At 65.5% G+C, this 17,052-nt stretch carries 17 protein-coding genes; 10 read left to right on the forward strand and 7 right to left on the reverse strand.

Annotated elements, in window-relative coordinates; translation table 11 throughout:
* Positions 1-6 precede the first annotated feature (6 nt).
* The 5 genes from rodA to V2S85_RS00095 all read right to left on the reverse strand — a co-directional run bounded on the left by rodA (position 7) and on the right by V2S85_RS00095 (position 5,792).
* Positions 7-1,119 carry a rod shape-determining protein RodA gene (rodA, locus tag V2S85_RS00075; RefSeq protein WP_330700861.1) on the reverse strand — a complete coding sequence of 371 codons (1,113 nt, stop codon included), beginning with the start codon at positions 1,117-1,119 and terminating at the stop codon, positions 7-9.
* On the reverse strand, positions 1,116-3,212 hold the full coding sequence (gene mrdA / locus V2S85_RS00080; protein WP_330700862.1) for a penicillin-binding protein 2: 2,097 nt from the start codon (positions 3,210-3,212) through the stop codon (positions 1,116-1,118). The genes rodA and mrdA overlap by 4 nt, the downstream gene beginning before the upstream one ends.
* Positions 3,209-3,757, reverse strand: a complete 549-nt coding sequence (mreD, locus tag V2S85_RS00085) for a rod shape-determining protein MreD (protein ID WP_330700863.1) — start codon at positions 3,755-3,757, stop codon at positions 3,209-3,211. Before mreD ends, mrdA begins: the two co-directional genes overlap by 4 nt.
* Before the next feature lie 2 nt (positions 3,758-3,759).
* A complete protein-coding gene (gene mreC, locus V2S85_RS00090) occupies positions 3,760-4,644 on the reverse strand; it encodes a rod shape-determining protein MreC (RefSeq protein WP_330700864.1) in 885 nt (294 codons plus the stop codon).
* 101 nt (positions 4,645-4,745) lie between these two features.
* Positions 4,746-5,792: a rod shape-determining protein gene (locus tag V2S85_RS00095; RefSeq protein ID WP_330700865.1), complete on the reverse strand. Its 1,047-nt coding sequence runs from the start codon at positions 5,790-5,792 to the stop codon at positions 4,746-4,748.
* A gap of 320 nt (positions 5,793-6,112) precedes the next feature.
* On the opposite strand from V2S85_RS00095, the gene mutL reads away from it, so the two are divergent.
* The 4 genes from mutL (at position 6,113) to V2S85_RS00115 (ending at position 10,369) form a co-directional block, all read left to right on the forward strand.
* Complete coding sequence (gene mutL, locus V2S85_RS00100; RefSeq protein ID WP_330700866.1) at positions 6,113-7,927, forward strand: DNA mismatch repair endonuclease MutL; 1,815 nt, start codon at positions 6,113-6,115, stop codon at positions 7,925-7,927.
* 101 nt (positions 7,928-8,028) lie between these two features.
* Positions 8,029-8,607, forward strand: a complete 579-nt coding sequence (locus V2S85_RS00105) for a hypothetical protein (protein WP_330700867.1) — start codon at positions 8,029-8,031, stop codon at positions 8,605-8,607.
* A 180-nt stretch (positions 8,608-8,787) separates the two neighbouring features.
* Positions 8,788-9,267, forward strand: coding sequence for a hypothetical protein (locus V2S85_RS00110; protein ID WP_330700868.1), 480 nt, complete (start codon positions 8,788-8,790; stop codon positions 9,265-9,267).
* A gap of 85 nt (positions 9,268-9,352) precedes the next feature.
* On the forward strand, positions 9,353-10,369 hold the full coding sequence (locus V2S85_RS00115; RefSeq protein ID WP_330700869.1) for a DUF2167 domain-containing protein: 1,017 nt from the start codon (positions 9,353-9,355) through the stop codon (positions 10,367-10,369).
* Positions 10,370-10,414: 45 nt separating this feature from the next.
* On the opposite strand, the gene V2S85_RS00120 is transcribed toward V2S85_RS00115, so the two are convergent.
* Both V2S85_RS00120 and V2S85_RS00125 read right to left on the reverse strand, forming a co-directional pair.
* Positions 10,415-11,710, reverse strand: coding sequence for a chloride channel protein (locus V2S85_RS00120; RefSeq protein WP_330701372.1), 1,296 nt, complete (start codon positions 11,708-11,710; stop codon positions 10,415-10,417).
* A 181-nt stretch (positions 11,711-11,891) separates the two neighbouring features.
* The gene (locus V2S85_RS00125; RefSeq protein ID WP_008833065.1) at positions 11,892-13,085 is read right to left on the reverse strand and encodes an acetyl-CoA C-acyltransferase; all 1,194 of its coding nucleotides are present in this window, start codon (positions 13,083-13,085) and stop codon (positions 11,892-11,894) included.
* 419 nt (positions 13,086-13,504) lie between these two features.
* On the opposite strand from V2S85_RS00125, the gene V2S85_RS00130 reads away from it, so the two are divergent.
* The 6 genes from V2S85_RS00130 to V2S85_RS00155 are packed head-to-tail and all read left to right on the forward strand — an operon-like array spanning position 13,505 to position 17,046.
* Positions 13,505-13,879, forward strand: coding sequence for an NADH-quinone oxidoreductase subunit A (locus tag V2S85_RS00130; protein WP_008833064.1), 375 nt, complete (start codon positions 13,505-13,507; stop codon positions 13,877-13,879).
* 38 nt (positions 13,880-13,917) lie between these two features.
* Complete coding sequence (locus V2S85_RS00135) at positions 13,918-14,445, forward strand: NuoB/complex I 20 kDa subunit family protein (RefSeq protein WP_197524448.1); 528 nt, start codon at positions 13,918-13,920, stop codon at positions 14,443-14,445.
* A 6-nt stretch (positions 14,446-14,451) separates the two neighbouring features.
* Positions 14,452-15,261, forward strand: coding sequence for an NADH-quinone oxidoreductase subunit C (locus V2S85_RS00140; RefSeq protein WP_330700870.1), 810 nt, complete (start codon positions 14,452-14,454; stop codon positions 15,259-15,261).
* Between the two features lie 2 nt (positions 15,262-15,263).
* Positions 15,264-16,469, forward strand: coding sequence for an NADH-quinone oxidoreductase subunit D (locus tag V2S85_RS00145; RefSeq protein WP_036522905.1), 1,206 nt, complete (start codon positions 15,264-15,266; stop codon positions 16,467-16,469).
* On the forward strand, positions 16,469-16,699 hold the full coding sequence (locus tag V2S85_RS00150; RefSeq protein ID WP_330700871.1) for a superinfection immunity protein: 231 nt from the start codon (positions 16,469-16,471) through the stop codon (positions 16,697-16,699). Before V2S85_RS00145 ends, V2S85_RS00150 begins: the two co-directional genes overlap by 1 nt.
* Complete coding sequence (locus V2S85_RS00155) at positions 16,696-17,046, forward strand: nuclear transport factor 2 family protein (protein WP_036522908.1); 351 nt, start codon at positions 16,696-16,698, stop codon at positions 17,044-17,046. Before V2S85_RS00150 ends, V2S85_RS00155 begins: the two co-directional genes overlap by 4 nt.
* The last annotated feature ends 6 nt before the right edge of the window (positions 17,047-17,052 follow it).

The following is a 17,052-nucleotide window of genomic DNA, read 5'->3' on the forward strand; positions in this document are numbered from 1 at the left end:
CGGCCCTCAACGCAGCGAACCTCTTCCCTGATTCCAACGGTTTACGGCCATGATCGTGCCAAGGCAGATCATGTTCGTCAGCATCGATGTACCGCCGTGGCTCATGAAGGGCAGGGGAATGCCCACGACCGGTGCCAGGCCCATCACCATCATCAGGTTGATCATGACGTAGAAGAACATCGTGGTCATCATGCCGGCTGCCAGCAGGCTGGAGAACCGGTCGGGCGCCCGCCGCGCCACGCCCAGGCCCCAGCCCAGTACCACCGTGAATACGAACAGCACGAACAGCCCGCCCATCAGTCCCCATTCCTCGGACATGGTGGCGAATACGAAGTCCGTGTGCGGCTCGGGCAGGTATTGCAGGTGGCTCTGGGTGCCGTTGCCGAAGCCCTTGCCGAAGACCCCGCCGGAACCGATCGCGATCTTGGACTGGGTGATGTGATAGCCGGTGCCGAGCGGATCGGCCTCCGGGTCGAGGAACACCAGGACGCGGTTGCGCTGATAGTCGTGAAGCAGGGTGAAGAAGGCGATCGGCGCGATCACCATCAGGGTACCGCCCGCGCCGACGAACCACCACAAGGGCAGCCCGGCGAGGAACATCGTCACCACGCCTCCGAAACAGATCGCCAGCGCCGTGCCGAGATCGGGCTGGATCATCACGAACAGCGCCGGAATCCCTATCAGCACGCCGGCAGGGACCAGCCCGCGCCAGCTTGCGGTCATCGCATGGGGCAAGGTCTCGTAGAACCGTGCGAGGACGAGGACGATCGCGGGTTTCATCAATTCCGAAGGCTGGAGCGACATGAAGCCGAGGTTCAGCCAGCGCTGGCTGCCGCCGCCGACCGCGCCGATCAACTCGACCAGCACCAGCAGCACCAGGATGCCGCCGTAGACCGGATAGGCGACCAGGCGAAAGAAGTTGCGGCTGACGCGCGAGATGCCGACCGCCATGACGAGAAACAGGCAGAAGCGCACGACATGGCTCAGCGCGTAAGGCTGCAGGCTGCCGCCCGCCGCCGAATAGAGCACCGCCGCGCCCAGCGAGACGAGCCCGCACAAGGGAATGATCATCTGCCAGGGCTGGCGCGAGATCGCTTCCGGCACGATCGAGCGGTTCATGGCGTCTGGCCTCCGGTCGAGGGTGTGGGCGTGGGAGCGGCGGGCGTCGGGACGGGCTCGGGCCGGTCGGCGGCGTCGGGCTCGGGCGCGGGGGACTGCGCCCCGCTGATGGGCTGGCGCGGCTCGTCGGGGTCGTCCGCGCCCTGCAGGCGGCGGCTCTCCTCTTCGGGCGAGACCTTGGGCGCGCTGACGCCATATTGCGCGCTATAGGAGCGGAAGCGCGCATCGAGCCGTTCCTTGGCGGTGCCGCCCCAGGTCTTTTCCAGTTCGAGGAGGATATCCATCCCCTTCTGCCGGTCGAAGATATAGGTCATCACGTCACGCGCGATCGGATAGGCGGAGCCGGAGCCGCCACCATGCTCGACGACGACGGAACAGGCGTATCGCGGTGCTTCGGCCGGCGCGAAACAGATGAAGTGGCCGTGATCCCGGTGCTTCCACAAGCCGCCCTTGCCGTTGCCGACATTGAGGCCGACCACCTGCGCCGTACCGGTCTTGCCGGCAAGCTTGATGTCGGGGAACGGCAGCCTCGCATGCGGAGCCGAGCCGGGGCCGTTGGCGACGTCGGACATGGCCTGGTGGATGTAGGCGAGGTGATCGGCCGGAATGCCCATCGAGGGCTGCTGCTCGTTTTCGTGGCCGTGGATCAGGCGCGGCATGATGATGCGGCCGCTGGCGAGGCGCGAGGCCTGGATCGCCTGTTGCAGCGGGTTCACCAGGAAGTAGCCCTGGCCGATCGTGGCGTTGACCGTGTCGAAGGTCTGCCACTCCTTGCCGTACTTCTTGAGCTTCCACGCCGGGCTGGGCACGGTGCCGTAGGACTGGCCGGCCACCGGCAGCGGGAATTCCTGCCCCAGCCCCAGGCGCTTGGCCATGGCGGCGATCGGGTCCATGCCGATGCGCTGGGCGAAGTGATAGAAGTAGACGTCGCAGCTCTGGTAGATGCCCTTGGCCATGTTGACCTGGCCGTGGCCGCGATGGTTCCAGCAGTGGAACACGCGGTTGCCCACGCGCAGGCCGCCGCCGCAGAACACCGATTCGTTCGGATCGAGGCCCGCTTCCATGAACGAGAGCGCCACCATCGGCTTGACCGTCGATCCTGGCGGATAGAGCCCGCGCAGCACCTTGTTGCGCAGCGGCACATGGTCGTCGTCCGACAACATCTTCCATTCGAGGCGGCCGATGCCGTCGGAGAAGCTGTTGGGATCGAAGCTGGGCATCGAGCACATCGCGAGCACGTCGCCGGTCTGGCAGTCCATCACTACCACGGCAGCCGATTCCGGGCCGATCCGGCGGGCGGCGTAATCCTGGATGGCGGCGTCGATGGTCAGCTTGATCGTCTTGCCGGGAACGTCCTCGCGCGTGTCGAGGTCGCGCACGATGCGGCCGGATGCCGTAACCTCGACACGGCGCGCACCGGGCTTGCCGCGCAGATCCTTCTCGTAGAACTTCTCGAGCGCGTCCTTGCCGACCTTGTAGCCCGGGGTGATGAGGACGGGGTCGTGGTCCTTCTCGTACTCCTCGGCCGAGGCGGCGCCGACGTAGCCGATCAGGTGGCCGACCGAAGGTCCGGTGGGATAGAAGCGCGAATAACCGCGCTGGGTGACGACCCCCGGCAGGTCCGGCAGGCGCACGCTGACGGCCGCAAAGCGCTCCATGTCGAGCCGCGAGGCGACCTCGACAGGCGCGAAGCCGTGCGCGCGTTCCAGCTTGTCCTGCAGATCCTGCATCGCGATCGGGGTGAGCGAAAGCAGCTTGCCCAGTTCGGCGATGGTGCGGTCGGGGTCGGTCATCCGCTCGGGGATGACGTCGACACGGAAGTCGGCGCGGTTCGACGCCAGCGGCTGTCCGTTGCGGTCGAAGATCCAGCCCCGGCGTGGCGGGATCAGCGAGAGGTTGACGCGGTTGCTTTCAGCCTTGAGCTTGTACTTCTCGTTCTCGAACACCGAGAGATAAGTCATTCGCGCGGCCAGCAGGCAGCCGATGCCGCCCTGGATGCCGCCGATCACGATCGTGCGGCGGTCGAAGCTGTTGCGCAGGGTGCCGGTGGTGACGTGCGACGGACGCAGCAGGCGCCGGAAATTGAACTTCATCGCATGACCACGAAGGGCGTGAGCCGCAGACGGTCCATCAGGGCCACGAAACGGCCGACGAGCGGATAGGAAATCACGGAAATCAGAACCTGGGGCACGATGACTCGAAGGGGGGCGGAGGCTCCGGCGATGTTCGACACGCCGAGGCACAGCACGATATACGCCACGATGAGACCGTTCGCCACCAGCCACTCGGTCAGGAAGTTGCGCCAGGGCAGGCGGGCCTCGACATTGTCCAGCACGATCGTCGCGATTGACCACAAGAGGACGGCGGTGCCGAAGGGCGAGCCGGAGAACAGGTCGTCGACCAGGCCGAGCGGCAGACCGGCCCACATCGGCAGCAGGCCGGGGCGCAACTGCCGCCAGGCGACGAAGATCAGGAAGCCGAGCGGCGGCAGCACCGGGGCCGAGGCGATCAGCAGCCAGCCCGGTGCGAGCGACCCGAGCATGACGGTCAGCCAGGGCACCGCGCTCGCGATCGTGCGCGAGGGCTTGCGGTTGATCCTCTGCCTGACCACGGTGTCGTTGCCGGACAAGAGCGCCATGCTCACTCGCTCCCCGGGGCGGGCTCGGCGGGGGGAGGGGGCGGCGGAGGGGCCCAGGCCCTTTCGACGACGACGTAGTCGGTGTCCGAAGGGTTGCTCAGCACCCGCGCCACCGCGCCGTCGCGCAGCAGTTCGGTGACGACCGCGAGCGGGGTGCCCGGGCGATAGAGGCCGCCCGATCCCGAAGTCACCATCACGTCGCCCTTGCGCAGTGGGTTGAGCCCCAGATTGACGAGGCGGATGCGGATGGTGCCGTCGCCGTGGCCTTGCGCGAAAGCCGGGATCCCGTCCTTCGCACGGCGCACCGGCACGATGCTTTCGGTATCGGTGATAAGCAGTACGCGCGCGCTCGATGCGCCGACTTCCAGCACGCGGCCGACCAGCCCGGTGGGCGCGCGCACCGGCATGCCCTTGACCACGCCCTTGTCGGCACCGGCGCCGAGCGTCGCGAAGCGGCGCGTGCTGGCGCCGGTGGAACTGACCAGCCGGGCATAGGCGACGGGCTGCGCGTCATCCTCGCGCAAGTCCAGCAACTGCTTCAGGCGGCGGTTCTCGTTCTCGGTGGCCTGGGCCTTCGCGAGACGCACCTTGGCCTCGGCCAGTTCACGCTCCAGCCGCGCATGCTCGCGGCCGGACTGGAAAAAGCCGCCGATCTCGCCGATGAAGTCCTTGCTGGCGCGGCGGGTGCCGGCGGTCGCCTGGGCCGGCGATTCCGTCAGGTCCGCCGCCGCGCCGCGCAGCATCGAGAACGCGTTCGGGTTGACGATCGAGACGACGAGCAGGATCACCCCCACCACCGCGCCAAGCACGCCGGCGGCGTAATGGAAGAACGTCGTGTATTGCGCCCTGCGCGAAAAGCCGGAGCGCCGATTGGCTGGCGGTGCCATGCGCCATGCACTCCTGTCATTCCCGCGCGGCGGTCCGGTGCAGGAGGTCCGCCGCGCCCCTCAGGGAACCCGCGCCTCGCAAGGCGCGGTGCCCAATTCGATTAGGCGGACATCAGGACGCCGCGATAGATCGGGTCTTCCATCGCGCGGCCGGTGCCGAGCGCGACGCAGGACAGCGGATCTTCCGCAACGCTGACGGGCAGGCCGGTTTCCTCGCGCAGGTAGTCGTCGAGGCCCTGGATCAGCGCGCCGCCGCCGGTCAGGACGATGCCCTGGTCGACGATGTCGGCGGCGAGTTCCGGCGCCGTGTTCTCGAGAGCGATGCGCACGCCTTCGATGATCTGGCCGATCGGCTCGGCCAGCGCCTCGGCGACGTTGGCCTGGGTGATGGTGATTTCCTTGGGCACGCCGTTGACGAGGTCGCGGCCCTTGATGTGGATCGTCTCGCCCACGCCGTCGGCCGGCATGATGGCGATGCCGTAGTCCTTCTTGATGCGCTCCGCCGTGGCGTCGCCGATCAGCAGGTTGTGGTGGCGGCGGACGTAGGAGACGATCGATTCGTCCATCTTGTCACCGCCCACGCGCACCGAGGTGGTGTAGGCGAGGCCGCGCAGCGAAAGCACCGCGACTTCGGTGGTGCCGCCGCCGATGTCGACCACCATCGAGCCTACCGGCTCGGTGACGGGCATGTCGGCGCCGATCGCGGCAGCCATCGGCTCGAGGATCAGGTAAACTTGGCTGGCGCCCGCGTTGCTGGCGGCATCGCGAATGGCGCGGCGCTCCACCGAGGTCGAGCCCGAGGGGACGCAGATCACAATCTCGGGGTAGCGGAACAGGTTCTTCTTGCCGTGCACCTTGCGGATGAAGTGCTTGATCATCTCTTCCGCGATCTCGATGTCGGCGATGACGCCGTCGCGCAGCGGGCGGATGGCCTCGATGTTGTCGGGGGTCTTGCCCATCATCATCTTGGCGTCGTCACCGACGGCCTTGACCTTCTTGACGCCGTTCATCGTCTCGATGGCGACCACCGAAGGCTCGTTCAGCACGATTCCGCGATCCTGCACGTAGACGAGCGTATTGGCTGTGCCCAGGTCGATCGCCATGTTCTGGGAGCCGAGTTTGAAGAATCGCGAGAAGACGCCGGCCATCTAAATTCCGTTTCTTACCAATCGTTTGCCGAATCATTCTCGACAACGACGACAGGGGGTTGCGGGTAGGAGGGCTCGCCTTAGCCCATCGATTCGGGAAAGGCCAAAATTTTGTGGTCATTTCCGGGGGGAAACCGGCCGCGTCCGTCTCGAATTAATCGCGGTTCGTCGCTAGGTTTCGGGTGACTTGGAATAACACGTCATGCCAGGGCCGCGGGCCGTTCTCAGGGCGGTCGCCTTGAAGACAGGTTGCCGCTAAGTACGGCCCACGGTCCCGGCATGCGCCGGTATGACGATTTTAAAAGCGCGAAGCGAAGCCCATGCCCACGATCCGCCGCCTGCCCGAACATCTCGTCAATCGCATCGCGGCAGGCGAAGTGGTGGAGCGGCCCGCTTCCGCGCTCAAGGAACTGGTCGAGAACGCGATCGACGCCGGCTCCACCCAGATCACCGTGCGCCTCGCCTCGGGCGGGCTCGACATGATCGAGGTGACCGACGACGGCTGCGGCATGCGCCCCGACGAGATCGCGCTGGCGTTGGAACGCCACGCCACTTCCAAGCTGCCCGACGAGGCGATCGAACTGGTCGCGACGCTCGGCTTCCGGGGCGAGGCGCTGCCCTCGATCGGCTCGGTCGCGCGGCTGACCATCGAGAGCCGGCCACACGATGCGGCGGAAGGGTGGAAGCGCGTGGTCGATCACGGCATCGTCGCGGCGGATGGCCCCGCCGCGCTGCCGCCGGGCACGCGCATCCGGGTCGAGGATCTGTTCGGCAAGGTGCCGGCGCGGCGCAAGTTCCTGCGTTCGCCGCGTTCCGAATATGCCGCTTGCCAGGACGTCGTGCGCCGTCTGGCGATGGCGCGCCCCGATGTCGGTTTCACCATGGAGCACGATGGCCGCCGCGCCCTGTCGGTGCAGCCGCGAGAGGAACTGGCGGCGCGCGTCGGCCGCCTGATCGCACGCGAACTGGCAGAGGACGGCGTCGTCATCGAGGCCGAGCGCGGCACGGCGCGGCTTACCGGGGTTGCGGGTTTGCCGACCTACAATCGCGGCGTCGCCGATCACCAGTATCTTTTCGTCAATGGCCGGCCGGTGCGCGACAAGTTGCTCGTCGGCGCGGTGCGCGGGGCCTATTCGGACATGCTGGCGCGCGATCGCCATGCGGTTCTGGCGCTGTTCCTCGACATTCCTCCCGAGGAAGTCGACGTCAACGTCCATCCGGCCAAGACAGAGGTACGCTTTCGCGATCCGGCCTTCGTAAGGGGCTTCCTGGTCGGCGCGCTGCGTCATGCGCTCGAAGCGGCGGGTCAGAAGAGCGCGCAGCCGCCGCAGGCCTCGGCGATGGGCATGTGGCAGGTGGAGCCGCTGGCGCCGCCTCCCGCCCCGTCGATCGGCTCGTTGTTCGCCCGCGAATATTCGGCCCCCCGCACCGGCTACCAGCCGTCCCGTTTGTCGGAGGAAAGCGCGGCCTGGCGCTCCTACGAGGCGGAGGTGATGGCCCAGCCCGCCGCCCGTGCCGAAGCGGCTCAGGAGGCGAGCGAGGAGGCACTGCGCTATCCGCTGGGCGTCGCGCGCGGGCAGGTGGCGGGCACGTACATCGTCGCCGAGGCGGAAGACGGCCTCGTCATCGTCGACCAGCACGCCGCGCACGAGCGCCTCGTGCTCGAAAAGCTCAAGGCGGCAGGCGCAGAGGCGGCCATGAACCGCTCTCAGGCATTGTTGCTGCCGGAGGTGGTCGAACTCGAGGAAGTCGCTTGCGACGCGCTGGAGGATAAGCTCGGCGATCTCGCCCGCCATGGCCTTGTGCTGGAGCGCTTTGGCCCGGCGGCGATGCTGGTGCGCGCCGTGCCATCGGTGCTTTCGAAAAGCGACGTTTCGGCGCTGGTGCGCGATGTTGCCGACGACCTCGCGCGCAACGGCGATGCCTTGTTGCTGGGAGAGAAGCTCGACCTCGTGCTGGCGACGATGGCCTGCCACGGCTCGGTCAGGGCAGGGCGCATGCTGTCGGTGGCGGAGATGAACGCCCTGCTGCGTGAAATGGAGCGCACGCCGCGTTCGGGCCAATGCAACCACGGGCGCCCTACGTGGGTGAAATTGGCGCACGGCGATATCGAGAAGCTGTTCGGTCGAAAGTGAGGGGACGGCTCACGCCCCATTGCAGGCATTCAATCAGTCGATAAATATAGGCAATGGACGTTTTTAGGGGCCCAACAGTAAAGCGCGTTCTTTGGGTTGGCGTGGCAATTGCGACGCTGGCGGCGATTTACATCGTCACGTTCCGTCCTTTTGTCGCGCAGATGGGTGCTACGATCATGAGCCCTCTATCTGCCCGTAAGAGCGGTGTAATCCTTGATGACGCACAGCGACTTTTGGCTTTCGTTCCGCTATCATCCGACCGTGCCGACGATAGCCTTCGCTTTGTTGCGATGCCCTCATTCGGTAAACGCTGGATGGCAGTATCGCTCGCAAGGAACGGCACCAATGCCTTGGGCAGAGTTGCCGTGCTAGATCGGTCAACAGGTATCGTCAGCACGCGCAAGTTTCAGATGAACGGTGCGGACTTTGATGAAATGATGGCTCAATGGGACAATGAGACAAGTGGATACTGGGGCGAACTCAGTATGTGGACGGACGGGACGCCTCTAGGCTTCGAGCGCAGAATTGGAAAATACGTGGTGTCGGGTATTGGAAACTCTCCCTGCCATTATGATGGACTAGGTAATTTGGCGGCATTGTATATCGGCCCGCATGTAGCGGAAATGCGAGACCTTCAAGCACCTGACTTCGAGAAGATTCGTCGGAGCAATGCCTGCTAACCACCCAAATCAGACATCACGTCTCGCGCTGTTGGGTTTGGAGCTTCCTCCTACGCCCTGCGTTATGTCCATGCATGGGCGAGAAAACCAAGGATTTGCGGCTGTCTTTTCTGCCGCCAGCTTGGTTAAACTCGCTCATCAGGACATCGAGAAACTGTTCGGGCGGAAGTGATGCAAAGAATGGCTGTGTTGGCGATCGCCCTGGCGCTTCTGGCCGGGTGCGGCGAAGAGGATCCCGCCAAACGCGCGGCAGAGGATGCCCACGACGTGGCGATGGTGGAGCGCATGAGCCGCGAGCCGTTCAAGCCGATTGTCCCGATCCCGATCACCCAGACGGACATCGCCCGCTACGGCCTCGACAAGCCGGGCTGCCGCTTCGGCAAGAAGGGGCAGGCGCCGGTCTTCATCGCGACGCGCGACGAGGCATTCATGCGCGTTGGCGGCGATCTCAAGCGCTATGCCGCGCGCGACCTCGCGGCTGACCTGCCGGGCGGGGCGCGCACGACGTATGTGGGGCTGAGCAGCTGGGTCGACCTCGTCCGCCAGCCCGATGCCGGAGTACCGAGCGACCAGTACACCTGGCCGGCGCGGCTCATCGTCCATGATGCGCAGGAACGTGTTGCCTATCGGGCCGATGGCACGGTGACCTGCCGCGACTGATTCCGGGCGCGGGCTTTTGTTGCCGGTTTATTGACGAAGATCGCGAATTGCGCAGTATGCCCGTCCGCTAACTCGGGGGTATTGCATGAAAAAATGGACTTGCGCCGTCATCGCGGCGCTGATTACGGCGACGGCTGCGCCCGTGCTGGGCGAGGCCCAGTCCACTACCCCGAAGACTACGTCCGCTGCGACCAGTTCCAGCGCTCCCGAGGTGCCGGCGGCGGTGATGGAGGCGGTCAAGTCGCTGAACCCGCAGCGCGGCAGGATCGCCATCGCTCAGGCCAACGCCACGCTCGACCTCGGCGACGCCTACGATTTCTATGGTCAGGCCGATGCCCGCAAGATCCTGGTGCAGGTCTGGGGCAATCCGCCGCAGGCCGGCGAGAACGTCCTCGGGCTGGTGATGCCAGCTGGAGCATCGCCGCTGTCCGACAACTGGGGCGCGGTGGTGACTTACGAGGATACCGGCTTCGTTTCCGACGACGACGCGGCTGAGGCCGATTATGCCGAACTGCTCTCGCAGATGCAGGAGGGCGAGGCGGAACGCAACGAGCAGCGCAAGGCGCAAGGCTATCCCGCCATCCACCTCGCCGGTTGGGCCGAGACTCCCCGCTACGATGCAGCAACGCACTCGGTGGTCTGGGCGCAGGATCTCTCGTTCACCGATACACCGGTGCATACGCTGAACTACGATGTGCGCACGCTGGGGCGCAGGGGGGTGCTCAGCATCAACTTCATCTCGTCGATGAGCCAGTTGCCCTCGATCCGCCAGGCGGCGAAGGCGTTCACCACGCATGCATCGTTCGACAGCGGCTCGCGCTATGCCGACTTCGATGCCTCGACCGACAAGAAGGCGGACTATGGCATCGGCGGCCTCGTCGCGGCGGGCGTGGGCCTGGCGGTGGCGAAGAAGCTTGGCATCTTCGCGCTCATGCTGAAGTTCATCAAGCCGATCCTGATCGCGCTGGTTGCGGGCTTCGCGGTCCTGCGCAACAGGATCGCCGCGCTGTTCGGACGCCGCCGGCGCGAAGAAGAGGAGCAGTGGGAGAACACGGAAACGGTTGACGGTGCGGAGCCCGGCAAGGACGGCGATCCGGCCTGATCTGGATGGCCGCTCCCGCGCTTGCGGCGCGGGGGCGGCCGGCCGTCAGCCCTGTGCTTTCAGGAAGCGCATCGACAATCCGTGGTACAGCTTTTCCTTGCACACGAACTGGGCGGCGAAGTCACCGACGAGCGCGGCGGCCAGCAGCGGCATCATCAGGCCCCGGCTGGCGGTGGTCTCCGAGATGATGATGACGGCGGTCAGCGGTGCGCGCACGACCCCGGTGAAATAGGCGACCATCCCCAGCAGCACGACCGCGCCCGGAGGGTAGTCTGGAAATGCACTGCGCAGGAGGTCGCCGATGCCCGCGCCGATCGACAACGAGGGGGCGAAGATGCCGCCCGGCAGGCCCGACACGGCGGTGGCCAGCGTCGTCGCGAACTTGGCGGCGCCGAACCATACCGGAACGTCGCCCCCGGCTATGATGCTGTTGGCGCTTTCGTAGCCGGTGCCCCAGGTCAACCCTGTCGTCACCCCGAGCACGGCGACCAAGGTGCCGCAGAGGGCGGCGAAGATGACCGGGCGGGCGCGCAGCCAGGCGATCGGACGCAGCGGCGTAGTCCCGGCGGCGAGCATCAGCCGCGAGAACAGTGCGCCAGCCATGCCGCCGACTGCGCCGGCGACCGGCGCGACCACCAGCGCCTGGGATATGCCCATGGTTTCGCGCATGGCGCCGAAGTAGATGTAGTCCCCCGCCACGCCAAGGCTGACCATGCCGGCGATCAGCACGGCTGCCATGACCAGCAGGGTCATGCGCTGCTCGTAAGCGGCGGCGAGTTCCTCGATGGCAAAGGCGACACCGGCCAGCGGGGTGTTGAACGCCGCGGCGACTCCGGCGGCACCACCGGCGATGTAGACCGATGAACGCAGCGGGATGCGCAGCAGGCGATGCACGCGCCCCATGATGGCGGCAGCGATCTGCACCGTCGGCCCCTCGCGTCCGACCGATGCGCCGACGAGCAGGGCGCCGGCGGTCAGCAGGAACTTGGCGACGGCGGCGCGGGCGGAGACGAGGGTGGACAATGCTGCTTCGGGCGCCTTGGTCGCGGCCATGACCTGCGGAATTCCGGAACCTCTGGCAAGCGGTGCGAAGCGGTTGGTGAGCCAGACTATCGCAGCGAATCCGGCAGGCGTGGCAACCAGCGGCGCCCACCAGCACCATGCGTCGAACCGATGGAACAGGGCGTTGGCCCTGTCCGCGAGATCGGCAAAGAGCAGGGCGACGATACCGACCAGCACCGCGCCGCCGACTATGGCCACGCGTCGGCGCCACACCAGCGCTTCCGGGCCGTGGCGTCGCAGGGCGATGCGCAAGGCTCGTAACGAGGGGTGGCGGGGCAATTTCAAGGCGCGGACTCGCTTGCGGCGGCGGACAGAGCTGGTGAACGGGTGCCCGGGCCTCATGGTCCGGATGGGGCGTCATGTCTACCCGGTGGACAGGCCATCCGCCGCGGGGCCAAAGCCGGACACGAAAACCCCCGCCGGTGAGGGCGGGGGCATCGTCATGCGGGCAAGCGTTGTATCAGGCCAGTTCGACCGCGATCGCGGTGGCTTCGCCGCCGCCGATGCAAAGGCTGGCGACGCCCTTCTTCAAGCCCTTTTCCTTCAGCGCGTTGATGAGGGTCACGATGATGCGCGTGCCCGAGGCGCCGATCGGATGGCCGAGTGCGGTCGCGCCGCCGTGGATGTTGACCTTGTCGTGCGGGATGCCGAGGTCGTGCATCGCGAACATGGCGACGCAGGCGAAGGCTTCGTTGACTTCGAACAGGTCGACGTCGGCGAGGTTCCAGCCCACCTTCTCGACCAGCTTGGTGATTGCACCGACCGGGGCGGTGGTGAACTTGGCCGGCTCCTGCGCGTGAGCCTCGACGCCGACGACGGTGGCCACCGGCGTCAGGCCCTTGGCATCGGCAACGCTCTTGCGCGTCAGCACCACGGCGGCGGCACCGTCCGAGATCGAGCTGGAGCTGGCGGCAGTGATGGTGCCGTCCTTGGCGAAGGCAGCGCGCAGGGTGCGGATCTTGTCCGGGTTGCCCTTGGGCGGCTGCTCGTCGGTGTCGACGACGACTTCACCCTTGCGGGTCTTCACGGTGACGGGGACGATCTCCGCGGCGAAGGCGCCCGAGGTGATCGCTTCCTGCGCGCGGCGCAGCGACTCGATCGAGTAATCGTCCTGGTTCTCGCGGGTCAGCTGGTATTCGTCGGCGGTGACTTGCGCGAACGAGCCCATCGAGCCGCCTTCGTAGGCGTCTTCCAGACCGTCGAGGAACATGTGGTCGTAGATCGTGTCATGACCGGCGCGTGCGCCCGAACGGTGCTTCTTCGAAAGATACGGGGCGTTGGTCATCGATTCCATGCCGCCCGCGATCACCACGTCGAGCGAACCGGCGGCCAGCGCCTCGGCACCCATGATGACGGTCTGCATGCCCGAGCCGCAGACCTTGTTGACGGTCGTCGCCTGCACCGATTTGGGCAGGCCGGCCTTCAGCGCGGCCTGGCGGGCAGGGGCCTGGCCGAGACCGGCGGGCAGCACGCAGCCCATGTAGATTCGCTCGATGTCTTCGCCAGCGACGCCTGCGCGCTCGACGGCGGCCTTCACCGCAGTCGCGCCGAGGTCGGTCGCCGATACGTCCGCCAGCACGCCCTGCAGGCCGCCCATGGGGGTGCGCGCATAAGAGAGGATGACGATCGGGTCGGAAGCCGAAATCTGGGCCATTGGCATACCTTTCACACTGATGACTGTTCTAGTTGACGAACGGGATAATGTTGCGCTGCGTCAATTGCAATGATGCGACAGTACGAGCCGCCTCTACACCGTCCCGCCGGTTTCCTCCGGAGATGGGAAGCTCCGCCTGATTGCCAAGATATGTCGGCCGCGTTTCGCGAGCAATTCGCAATAAACCGGTTGCACGAAGCGACTTGACGATTGCGTCAGGCGCCTCGGGGTGGGCAAGCGCCGGGAAACTGCGGGATTGGACACTTTGTCGTGTTGCAATGCAATGCGAATGGCGGATTATTGTGCCGGGATACCCTTGCGAGGCGCGGTAGGCTGGCCTAAGGACGCGCCAACTTGACGGGCTCACCATGACATATTCGAGTCCGCCAACGTCGCATTCGCGGTAAGAGGCAAGAACATTGACCGATCTGTCGCAATACCTGCCGATCCTCATCTTCCTGGTGATCGCGCTTGGGCTTTCGTCCGTGATCGTGTTCCTTCCGCTGGGCGTTGCCCGGCTGACCGGCACGCACCAGCCCAGCGCCGACAAGAACAGCGAATATGAGTGCGGCTTCCCCGCCTTCGAAGATCCGCGCAGCCAGTTCGACGTGCGATTCTACCTGGTGGCGATCCTCTTCATCATCTTCGACCTCGAAGCTGCCTTCCTGTTCCCCTGGGCCGTGTCGCTCAAGCTGACGGGCTGGGCCGGCTGGACGACGATGATGGTATTCCTGGGCGAACTGGCCATCGGCCTCGCCTATGCATGGAAAAAGGGAGCTTTGGACTGGGAATGAGCACGCTCGTTAACTCGGCGGGCCAGCCTCTGGCCCCGATGTCGCCGGTCGGCGGCGCGATCACCGCGCCCGACCAGTCGTTTTTCAAGGATCTCAATCAGGAAGTGTCCGACAAGGGCTTCCTGGTCACCTCGACCGAGGAACTGTTCCAGTGGGCCCGCACGGGTTCGCTGTGGTGGATGACTTTCGGTCTCGCGTGCTGCGCGGTCGAGATGATTCACGTCAACATGCCCCGCTACGACATGGAGCGCTTCGGCGCCGCGCCGCGCGCTTCCCCGCGCCAGTCGGACGTGATGATCGTGGCAGGCACGCTCTGCAACAAGATGGCCCCGGCGCTCCGCAAGGTCTACGACCAGATGTCGGAGCCGAAGTACGTCATCTCGATGGGCAGCTGCGCCAACGGCGGCGGCTACTATCACTACAGCTACTCGGTGGTGCGCGGCTGCGACCGCATCGTGCCCGTCGACATCTACGTGCCGGGTTGCCCGCCGACTGCCGAAGCGCTGCTCTATGGCGTGATGCAGCTGCAGCGGAAGATCCGCCGCGTGGGCACCGTCGAGAGGTAAGGCCAGATGCCCGTTCTGCATTCCGCTCCAAAGATCGCCTCGAACGAAGGCGTCCTCGACGCTCTCGTCGCCGCGCTGGGCCCCAAGGTCGTGTCCGCGAAGGAGGAGCATGGCGAGATCGTGCTCACCATCGCGCGTGACGAGATCGAGAACGCGCTGCGCATCCTGCGTGACGATCACGAATACCAGCAGATGATGGAAATCGCCGGTGTCGACTACCCGTCGCGTCCTGAGCGTTTCGAAGTCGTCTACATGCTGCTCTCGGTCACGAAGAACCATCGCATCATGGCGAAGGTGACGGCGGCTGAGCACACCCCGGTCCCGACGATCACCACGCTGTGGCCGAACGCCGGCTGGCTGGAACGCGAAGTGTTCGATATGTACGGCGTGATCTTCGCCGGCAACAAGGACCTGCGCCGCATCCTCACCGACTACGGTTTCGAGGGCCACCCGTTCCGCAAGGACTTCCCGCTCACCGGCTACCAGGAACTGCGCTATTCCGAAGAGGACAAGCGCGTTGTGTACGAGCCGGTCAGCCTCGCGCAGGATCTGCGCCAGTTCGACTTCATGAGCCCGTGGGAAGGCGCCGACTACATCCTTCCCGGTGACGAGAAGGCTCCGGCTCCCGCAGCGCCTGCCGCCGCTCCGACGCCCAAGGCGACCGAGAGCAAGGCCGACACTGGCGCTGGCGACAAGGCGAACGAAAAGGCCGCCGATAAGGAATCCGCACCCGCTCCGGCCAAGACCGAAGACGGGAAGGCCCCTGAGGCACCCAAGGAAACCGAAAGCCGTCCGGACAAGGGAGACGCCAAGTGAGCATGCTGCTTGAACAGTCGCCCACCACCGGCGACGAGGTCATCACCAACTACACCATCAACTTCGGTCCCCAGCATCCGGCGGCCCACGGCGTTCTGCGCATGGTCATGGAGCTGGACGGCGAGATCATCGAGCGGATCGATCCGCACGTCGGCCTGCTGCATCGCGGCACCGAAAAGCTGATCGAGCACAAGACCTACCTCCAGGCGCTGCCGTACTTCGACCGCCTGGACTACTGCTCGCCGCTCGGCATGGAGCACTCCTATGTGCTCGCGATCGAAAAGCTGCTGAACCTCGAGGTTCCGCTGCGCGCCCAGTACCTTCGCGTGCTGTTCGCCGAGCTGACCCGCATCTGCAACCACATGATGAACATGGGTTCGCACATCATGGACATCGGCGCGATGACGCCGAACCTGTGGCTGTTCGAAATCCGCGAGGACTGCCTCAACTTCTTCGAGCGCGCCTCGGGCGCCCGCATGCATTCGGCCTGGTTCCGTCCCGGCGGCGTGCATCAGGACGTGCCGCTCAAGCTGCTGACCGACATCGCCGACTGGCTCGACACGCGCCTGCCGGAACTGTTCGAGGACGCGCTGAGCCTCGTCGCCGACAACCGCATCTTCAAGCAGCGCAACGTCGATATCGCCACGGTATCGAAGGAAGACGCGCTGGCATGGGGCTTCTCCGGCCCGATGATCCGCGGTTCGGGCATCGCCTGGGATATCCGCAAGGCGCAGCCCTACGACGTCTATGACCGCATGGACTTCGAGGTTCCCGTCGGCACCAGCGGCGACTGCTACGACCGCTTCATGTGCCGTGCCGAGGAAGTGCGCCAGTCGGCCCGCATCATGAAGCAGTGCCTGCGCGAAATGCCCGAAGGTCCGGTGGCTTCCACCGACCGCAAGGTGGTTCCGCCCAAGCGCGCCGAGATGAAGTCCTCGATGGAATCGCTGATCCATCACTTCAAGCTCTACACCGAAGGCTTCCACGTCCCGGCGGGCGAAGTCTACGTCGCGACCGAAAGCCCCAAGGGCGAATTCGGCGTCTATCTCGTCTCGGACGGCTCGAACAAGCCGTACCGCTGCAAGATCCGCCCGACCGCGTTCAGCCACCTGCAGGCGATGGACTTCATGTCCAAGGGCCACATGCTGCCTGACGCCACAGCGATCCTTGGCGCGATGGACATCGTGTTCGGGGAGTGCGACCGCTAATGGGCTCGTTCTCCATCTGGCATTGGCTGATTGTGTTGCTGTTCGTTTTGCCGATCAGCTTCCTGCCCAGCATCATCGCGTTCGCACGCGGTCATGCCCAAAAGTGGATCGTGTTCATCGTCAATTTCTTCCTCGGTTGGACCGGTATCGGTTGGATCGTGGCATTGGTGTGGGCCATCGTCGGCAAAACTGCTGCGCAGGCGCGCATCGACAACGGTGTGTTTCAATGAGCAACCTAGATACCGCCAAGGCTATGATCGCGGCCTACAACGCGCAGGACGTCGACACGTACGTTTCGTACATGACCGACGATGCCTGCGAGGCGAACTATCGCGGCGCCGTCGTGCGCGAAGGCAAGGAGGGGACCCGTTCGGGCCTCGCCGCCGCTTTCGCGAAGTGGCCGCAGAACAAGGCCGAGATCGTCGAGGCCTCGCAGATCGGCGCTTACGTGCTGATGCGCGAGCATGTGACGCGCGGACCTGCGAGCGACGGTTCGGAACTCGTGGACCCGTTCGACGTGATCGCGGTCTACAGCTTCGAAGGCGACAAGTGTTCGCGCGTCGAATTCATTCGTTGATGATCG

It is taken from the genome of Novosphingobium resinovorum, from assembly GCF_036352595.1.
Classification (GTDB): domain Bacteria; phylum Pseudomonadota; class Alphaproteobacteria; order Sphingomonadales; family Sphingomonadaceae; genus Novosphingobium; species Novosphingobium resinovorum_B.